General features: G+C 63.2%; 1 pseudogene. It reads left to right on the forward strand.

Annotated elements, in window-relative coordinates:
• Positions 1 to 232 precede the first annotated feature (232 nt).
• Positions 233 to 1009: pseudogene (gene istA / locus PWM43_RS15320) on the forward strand (IS21 family transposase); the annotation flags it as partial.
• Positions 1010 to 1100: the final 91 nt, after the last annotated feature.

Consider the following 1100-nt stretch of genomic DNA (forward strand, 5'->3'; position numbering starts at 1 on the left):
TGACCCGTCCTGGCCGGGTGGACATCCTGCTGCGCAATGGCCGGTCGATCGGCGTTACGGGCGATCCCCCAGACGCCTTGCTGGCGCGGATTGTCAGTGCTGGATGTAATCTCCCCAAAATGGCTGTCTGAAATTTCCCCATTTTGACCGAGCACCGCCGGGGCGGGGCCAGCCCCCCGCCAGGGCGGTCGTTCCCCAAATAACCTGCGCATCCCGGCAGAAGGGCGAGCAGGTGATTGGAGTCAGGGAGACTGTGTTGATCCACGAATTGAAACGACAGGGACTGGGTGTCAGCGCGATCGCGCGACAGACGGGCCTGGACCGCAAGACGGTGCGCAGATATCTGGCCCGGGGCATCGAGGCCCCATGCTACAGCCCCCGCGCGGAGAGCGAGCGTATTGCCGAACGCTTTCGTGTGTATTTGCTGGAAAGGCTGGAGACGTATCCTGGACTTTCCGCTCGCCGGTTGCACCGCCAGATCACGCCGATGGGATACGAGGGGGCCTATTCGACGCTGACGGAATATCTGCGGCTCGTCAGGCCGCAGGTGCCCAAGGTGTTCGAGCGGCGTTTCGAGACCGCTCCCGGCGAGCAGGCGCAGGTCGATTTCGCTGAATTTCCGGTGACGTTCCTGACCGAGCCGCAGGCGCCGCGCAAAGTCTGGCTTTTCAGCATGGTGCTGGGACGCAGCCGCTGGCTCTGGGGCCGGTTCTGCCCGAACCAGACCCTGGAAACCGTCCTGCGCTGCCATATCGCCGCCTTCGAGGCGATGGGCGGAAGCTGCGCCGAGATCCTCTATGACCGCATGAAAACCGCAGTTCTCGGCGAGGACCCCACGGGCATCGTCACCTATAATCCCTCGTTGGTCGCTCTGCTCGACCATTACGGCAGCGCGCCGCGCGCGTGCCAGCCGTATCGCGCCAAGACAAAGGGCAAGGTCGAGCGGCCGTTCCGGTATATCCGGCAGGATTTCTTCCTCGGGCAGAGTTTTCGTGACCTTGATGAACTCATGAGACCTGTGTGCGGGTAGCTGACTGCCTGCGGGAGGTGGAATTTCTGACCTGCCGCCCCTTTATGTTCGGGTCTGGCCATGCGCGGGT

It is taken from the genome of Brytella acorum, from assembly GCF_029309905.1.
In the GTDB taxonomy this organism is placed as follows: domain Bacteria; phylum Pseudomonadota; class Alphaproteobacteria; order Acetobacterales; family Acetobacteraceae; genus Brytella; species Brytella acorum.